The organism is Campylobacter sp. RM12640 (assembly GCF_020137595.1).
In the GTDB taxonomy this organism is placed as follows: Bacteria; Campylobacterota; Campylobacteria; order Campylobacterales; family Campylobacteraceae; genus Campylobacter_E.
Map to the genome: position 1 here is coordinate 63254 of NZ_JACGAU010000010.1, position 7100 is coordinate 70353.

At 31.7% G+C, this 7100-nt stretch carries 9 protein-coding genes; all 9 read left to right on the forward strand.

The window, feature by feature from the left end; all coding sequences use genetic code 11:
• Positions 1-22: 22 nt before the first annotated feature.
• Positions 23-472 carry a hypothetical protein gene (locus AVBRAN12640_RS05375; RefSeq protein ID WP_336609084.1) on the forward strand — a complete coding sequence of 150 codons (450 nt, stop codon included), beginning with the start codon at positions 23-25 and terminating at the stop codon, positions 470-472.
• Positions 462-1298 (forward strand): phage protease, encoded by an 837-nt coding sequence (locus AVBRAN12640_RS05380; RefSeq protein WP_336609085.1) that lies wholly within the window; start codon positions 462-464, stop codon positions 1296-1298. The genes AVBRAN12640_RS05375 and AVBRAN12640_RS05380 overlap by 11 nt, the downstream gene beginning before the upstream one ends.
• Positions 1291-1599, forward strand: a complete 309-nt coding sequence (locus tag AVBRAN12640_RS05385; RefSeq protein ID WP_336609086.1) for a hypothetical protein — start codon at positions 1291-1293, stop codon at positions 1597-1599. The genes AVBRAN12640_RS05380 and AVBRAN12640_RS05385 overlap by 8 nt, the downstream gene beginning before the upstream one ends.
• Before the next feature lie 12 nt (positions 1600-1611).
• The gene (locus tag AVBRAN12640_RS05390; protein ID WP_336609087.1) at positions 1612-2643 is read left to right on the forward strand and encodes a major capsid protein; all 1032 of its coding nucleotides are present in this window, start codon (positions 1612-1614) and stop codon (positions 2641-2643) included.
• Positions 2644-2759: 116 nt separating this feature from the next.
• Positions 2760-3131: a phage protein Gp36 family protein gene (locus AVBRAN12640_RS05395; RefSeq protein WP_336609088.1), complete on the forward strand. Its 372-nt coding sequence runs from the start codon at positions 2760-2762 to the stop codon at positions 3129-3131.
• Entirely contained in the window at positions 3128-3601 is a 474-nt protein-coding gene (locus AVBRAN12640_RS05400; protein ID WP_336609089.1) for a DUF1804 family protein, read from the forward strand. Before AVBRAN12640_RS05395 ends, AVBRAN12640_RS05400 begins: the two co-directional genes overlap by 4 nt.
• Positions 3591-5219, forward strand: coding sequence for a phage terminase large subunit (terL, locus tag AVBRAN12640_RS05405; RefSeq protein WP_336609090.1), 1629 nt, complete (start codon positions 3591-3593; stop codon positions 5217-5219). Before AVBRAN12640_RS05400 ends, terL begins: the two co-directional genes overlap by 11 nt.
• A complete protein-coding gene (locus AVBRAN12640_RS05410; protein ID WP_336609091.1) occupies positions 5216-6595 on the forward strand; it encodes a phage portal protein family protein in 1380 nt (459 codons plus the stop codon). The genes terL and AVBRAN12640_RS05410 overlap by 4 nt, the downstream gene beginning before the upstream one ends.
• Positions 6588-7100, forward strand: a 513-nt coding sequence (locus tag AVBRAN12640_RS05415; protein ID WP_336612965.1) for a phage head morphogenesis protein, incomplete at its 3' end; no start/stop codon positions are given. The genes AVBRAN12640_RS05410 and AVBRAN12640_RS05415, both read left to right, overlap by 8 nt.

Below are 7100 nucleotides of genomic sequence, written 5' to 3' on the forward strand. Positions count from 1 at the left end.
TAATAAACAAAAAGGAGCGATTTTGAGTTTAATAGAAGCTTATGAAAACTCATTAAAAGAGCATTTAAAAGAATTTAACATTAAAACTTATTTAGGTGAGTTTAATGATAAAGAAAAAATAGAAGCACTTTTTAATAAAGATGAATGCTTAGTATTTTTTGACTTTATAAATGAAAGCTTTTTAAATGTAAGTCAAAGGGAAATTACATATAAAATATATGTATGCTCTAAAACTTCAAACAAGCAAAGAGCAAAGCGTGAAGAGTGTAAATATAAAGCACTTGATAAGCTTAGCGAGATTGAAAGAGCATTAATTGATACTTTTTTTATAAATGGTTATAAAGTAGATTTGCTAAGTCTTGCTAAGGAATACGATAATGCAACAGACTTGGGCTTTATCGTGCTATATTCACGCACATTTAAAACAATACTTCAAGAAAATAATCACACAGGATTAGTAGATGAACTTTGAGTTAGCTAAAGAAATTAAAGTTGCAGTTATAGGCAAGTGGAAAGGTCATCACGCTGGTGCATTTGAGATAAGCCATACTGATTTAGAGCAAATGATTGAAAACTTTAAAAATAGTGGGCTATCTATACCTATTGATTACGAACACGAAAGCTTAGAGAACAAAAAAGCTCCTGCTATCGGCTGGGTAGATGAGCTATATATAAAAGATAATGCACTTTTTGCAGTGCCAAAATGGAGTGATGAAGCAAGAGAGCTTATTAAAAATAAACAATATAAATATATAAGTCCTGTTTTTATGTTTAATAGTGTTGATAGAGTAAGTGGCAAAGGCATCGGCACTACGCTTCAAAGCATAGCATTAACAAATACGCCATTTTTAACTGAACTTGGAGAAATTAGTTGTAAAGAAAATCAATTTAATAAAGGAGATAAGATGTCGCAAAATGCAAAAGTCGCAAATAGCGATGGGCAAACAAATGAGTTGCAAGAAAAACTTGCTGAACTAGAAGCACAAAACGCCGAGCTAGTTAAAGAGAATGAAGAGCTAAAGACAAAAGTAGCTGAATTAGAAGCAAAAATAAGTGAGCTAGAAGGTGAAAATGCTGAAGAAATGGTGGAAAATAGCATCAAGCAAGGCTTGGTAGCAAACAGCCAAAAACCTTGGGCATTAAATTACGCTAAAAGCAATCGTGCAGGGTTTAAAGAGTATCTAAACACACTAAAAAGCTCTGATATAACAAAGCAAAACAACACTTACGCCAACTCTAACAAGCCAAAACCAAAAAAAGACTTAGCAAAAATGATAGCAGGAGTAAAAGATGAATAAAACTTATGTAAAACCAACCACTTTATCAGATATTTTAGTAAGCGATGCTTTAAAATGTAATGGTGTAGTTAATAATAAATCAGAAGACTTGGCAGTAGGCTCTCCGCTTGTATTAATTAATGATGTTTGGGAAAAAGCCACAGCTACAAACATAACTAACGCTTCAAAATGTGGGATTTTATGTGAATATGCAACAAGTAAAGCTACATATACGATTATGCTTATAGGTGCTGTAAAGTTTGTAAAAGTTGATGAGACTATTAAAAAAGAATTTTTTAAATCAAATCTAATTTATCAATAATAAGGAGAAAGAATGGAAGAATTATTAAAATTATTTACAACAAATGAAATGACAAGTGCAAGTGAGCAAATAAAAGTTAGCCCACAATATCTAACAAATAGATATTTTAAAAATAAAGAGCATATTGTTGGAGAAAATGCAGAAATTAGTATCGTTAGAGGCAAAGGTATTGTTTTAAACTCAGTTGGAAGTGATGCTGAACACATTAAAACACCTAACAATAAAGAATATAAAATCAGTGTATCTTTACCACGCTATCCATTAATAGATAAATTGACATCAAGCGATTTAAATAAATTTCGTGTTTATAATGGTAATGAATTACAGCTAGAAGCATTAACTAAAAAAGTTGGCTCAATTTTAGCTAAACAAAAATCATCTATCGTCACATCTATTGAAAATATGGCAGCAGGTGCTATTTTTGGTAGAGTGGTTGATGGCAATGGAAAAGTCTTATTTGAACTTGAAAACAAATCTAAATCAGTTGAACTATCTAAGTCAAAATCATTGCTTGATAATAAACTAGAGATTGATAAAATTTTATGTAAAGAATTAGGCACAACACATAATGAATATACTATTTTATGTTCTCCATCTTACTATCAAGCGGTGTATGATTTAGCTACTGCTCAAGATTTATTTAAAACAAATCAAGCAACTACAATTAGTAGTGATGACAATGCTAGTTTAGTTGTTCATGGTGTTAAATATGTTATTTATCAAGCATATTATGAAAATGAAAAAGGTGAAACAATAGAATTTATTAAAGATGGTGAGGCTTATGTAGTTCCTGATAATACTGATATATTTAAATTCATTTACGGAACAGCAAATCATACAGAAGCATTCAACACAGCTCCAACGCTTATTTTTTCACCAGCACCTGAAGAGTTGCCAAACGGAATGGGATATTCAATTACTAGTGAAAGTCGTCCTTTACTTTATTGTGAAAGACCAGAGGCGATTGTTAAACTTGTTATTGGTGTAGCTTTATCAACACAAATTAGCAATGCAGGTAATGAAGCTTTAAGTGAACAACCATAAAAAGCCATTTTTAGCCCTTTTTGGGCTTAAAAAGTATAAATGTATGCGTTGAAAGTAGTTCAACGATTTTCAACGCATTTGCAACGCATAAAAACATAAAGGAGTATTTATAAAAGATGATAACAAAACTTGACCTATTAAACGAAGTAAGCGAAAGAGAATTAAACGAACTTTGCTATTTAGAGTATGAAAGCGAAGAAAGAGTATTAGAAGACGCAATTAATGAGGCACTAAGTTTTATATCATCTTTTATAAGTATTCCAGCTAATCCTACACCTTTTTTAAAGGATTTATGCGTAAAGCTTACTTTAATAGCATTAAAGACAAAACAAGGCTTTCCAAAAGATACTTTAAATGAACAAAAAAACGAAATAAAAGCTGATTTAATAAGAATGAGTAAAGGCAATATCCCAACGAGTATAGAAGACAAAAAGCCACCAAGAGAAAAACTTAGGGCATTTATTCACAATAATTGGAGTAAAAGATGACAACGCACGAATGGGCAAGGTCTTTATACTCAAAAGGTTATGAATGTGAGCAAATAGCCGAGCTTTTAAACAAAAACATCCGCACTATTCAAAACTACAAGTCAAAAGATAGTGATTGGGATAAGCTAAGAGTTAAAGAAATTATCACAGATGAAAACGGATATGAAGTTTATACAAACTTCACTCAGCAAATGCAAAAAGCACTAGATGAGATAATGAGTGATGCTAAGCTAAACGCACAGGATAAAGCTGTGGCAATTGCAAAAATGGGCGATAGTTTTGCAAAGATGAAAAAAGTAGCTGAAATTGAAGACCCAAAGGCATACAAGCTAAATATAGCTCAAATAGTAATTAAAGTGCTTATTGATGAGATAAAAACGCTAAATAATGAAAGCTTGAATGAGCATTTTAAAGATTTTTTAAGCACAGGTAAAATCATTAAAGCATTGGAGAAAGCTAATGTTTTGTAGTAGAGAAGAGATTGAAAACTTTTTTAATGATGAGAATATAAAAGATAAACTACCAGCAACAAAAAGAAAAGAATTTGAAAAGTGGCTCGGCGAGTTAAGAGATGAATTTGCTGCTAGTTTAGATTACAAAGCAACGCTTGATGCAAATCTTAAAGAACAACGCATAAAAGAGTGTGAGAATGATTATTTAAAGTTCTTTAATACATATCTATCACACTATGCAAGTATTGGTGGGGTTTGTGAGCTACATACATATTTAGCTGATTATTTCAATGCTTTAGGCACTCATAGTATTAAAAAAAGAGCAGTTGCAGCTCCTAGAGGTCACGCTAAATCAACTCATTGTAGCGTTGGGCTTGTTTTGTGGTGCATAGTTTATAAGAAAAAGCGTTTTATAGTTGAAATTAGTGACGCAATTGAACTTGCAGAGGCAAATCTTGAAGCTATTAAAGTTGAGCTTGAATGCAATGAAAACTTAAAAGCCGACTTTGGCGACCTAGTGGGGGACAATTGGAAGGTGGGTGAATTTATCACAAAAAATGGGGTAAAAGTTAAAGCATTTGGGTCGGGTAAAAGGCTTAGAGGTATTCGTTATGGAGCATATCGCCCTGATTTAGCTATTTTGGATGACTTAGAAAACGATACAAATGTGCGTTCTAAGGAGCAAAGGGATAAATTAGAAGATTGGCTAGATGAAGCTGTTTTAAACTTAGGTAGCCTTGATGATACTTTAGATGTGCTTTACATTGGAACAATACTTCATCAAGATAGTGTGTTAAATAGAAAGCTTAAAAATGAGTTTTGGCTAACTAAGAAGTTTAGCTCAATAATTCATTTTCCTTACAGAATGGATTTGTGGGATGATTATATAAAGCTTTATAAAACTGATAAGGCAAGGGCTGAAGGTTTTTATAAAGCTAATGAAATGCTTTTAAAAAATGGCTCACAAGTTTTGTGGGAAAGTGCAAGAGATATTAAAAAATTAATGCAACTTAGAGCTGAAAACTTAAGAGCGTTTAACAAAGAGCAGTTAAACGAGCCATTAAGCGAAAAACAAATCTTTAAACTTGAAAACCTTAATTTTTATGATGTTTTACCCGAAATAAAGACTAAAGTTGTTTATATTGACCCAGCGGGGGCTACTAAAAAGAGTGATTTTACAGCTATTAGTGTGCTTGGGCTTTCTTATGAGAATAAAGCCTATTTAATTGAAAGCATTGTAAAAGTTATGCAAGTGCAAGATATGATAAAAACAATTATAAATCTAACACTTACATATAATCCAAAAAAAGTTATAGTTGAAACAAATGGTGGGCAGTTTTTCTTAAAAGAGTTTTTAAAAAACGAGGCTTTAAAGCAAAATATCTCCTTGCCATTACAAGGCGTAAATAACCATAAAAGCAAAGCTGAAAGAATAGAAAGCTTAGAAATGCCATTTACAAATAAAGAGCTATTTATTCATAAAAGCCAAACACAACTAATAGAGCAACTTTTAGAATACCCAGAACACAAAAACGATGATGCTCCCGATAGTCTAGCTGGTGCATATAAAGAAATAAAAACAACAAATATACAAAGAAGAACACATTATTATCAAAAAAGAAGGTTTTTAAGATGAGTAAAAAGCTATTAGTATTAAACCAACAAGATGTTTTAATAAAAAAGCTGTTTTCAAGTAGTTTTTTAACAAGCTATAAGATAAGCTTAAGTGAGCAAATGGAGATTTATAAAGATTTAGCATTTACTCAAGCAAATACAAGTCGCAAATCTATAAATAAAGCAAAATCTATAAGATTTGTATGTGATGATGAAAAGATTATAAGTAGATTTGAGAATAAAATTTTTTATACTGATATTATTTCTCAAATACTTGAAACTTACCTTTTTGGCTTAAATGTTTTTGAGCTTAATTGGTCTTACAAAGATAATTATTTTTATCCTGAACTAATTCAAAGAGATTTTAGAGATTTTGCATTTGTAGATAATGAGCTTAAGTTTAATAATGGTGGGGCTTTAATTGATATTCCTAAAGGTAAAGTTGTTTATGCACTTTATGAAAGCTCGGCTTTTTTACCATATGGAGACGCACTATTACCTAAACTTTATTGGGCTGTCAAACTAAAACACGCATCCACTAAATTTTGGGCGGCTTTCCAAGAAAAATTTGGAAGCCCTTGGGTTATAGCGAAAACTAACGCAAACCCTGATGAATTAGCTGTAGAAACACACGCTATGCTTAGTGGTGATACAGCTGTAATTGATGTGGATGAAGAAATATCACTAATTCAGCCTACAAGCACACAAAGTGATTTTCATAATTTGGTTAATTTTTTAGATAATTGTATAAGAAGTGTTATTTTAGGTGGTAATTTATCATCTCAAGTTGATGGTGGGAGCTTTGCAGCTGCCGAAACCCACAACGCAGTAAGGCAAGATTTAGCAAATGCTGATTTAAACTTACTTTTGTTCGTAATAAACAAGGTTTTAGAGCATTTTAAAGAGATAAATAACTATACTGGAGAGCTTTATGCAGAACTTGAACCTATTAACGATATAAAAAGCGAACTAGCACAGCGTGATAGTATCATTTACAATATGGGCTTTGATTTGAGTGAAAAATATATCCGTGAGACCTACGGCGTGGATGGCACTAAAAGAGATATGAGCTTAATGTATGCAAATAATCAATCTACACAAACCAAATTTACACCATTACAAGATGATTGCAACAGCGTTTCAAAAGCCTTTCCAAACGCAATAAATAAACCAATTGACAATATAGATGCTTTAACTTCAAGTGATGATTTTAATATGCTTAGCGATGATTTGGATAAAGACTTACAAGAGCAGTTTTTGAAAATCCTTGAAAACTCAAATTCTTATGAAGACGCTATGAATAAGCTACTTAGTCAAGGCATAAAACAAGACAAGCTAGAAAACATAATGGCTCAAGTTTTAACAAATATTAGTTTAAAAGGCTTAAGTGATGAATGATTTATCTAAGGTTTTTACACAAAGCCCTGATGATATGTTAAAGTATTTTATGCTTAAAAAACCAACGCTAGATGTTGATTTAGATAAACTTAAAATGGAACATTATGAAACAGCATTTATAATAAAACAGATTAGCGAGATACAAACACTAAAAGCTCTACATAAAAGCTTGTTTAAAGCGTATAAAAAAGGCACAAGCTTTAAAGATTGTGTAAAAGAGTTAGAAAGCATTAGCGGACTTCATAAAAACCATATAAAAACTATTTTTAATACAAATTTACGAGTGGCATACAATAACGCTAGGTTTGAAAGCCAAAGAAAAGGAGATAAACCTTATCTTAGATATGTAGCTATTACAGACCATAGAGCAAGGGCATCGCATTTAGCATTTCACGGACTTATTTTACCTAAGGATGACCATTTTTGGGATGATAATTATCCGCCTAAAGGATTTAATTGCAGGTGTAAAGTTCAAGCATTAAGTGAAGATGAAGCAAGAGATTTG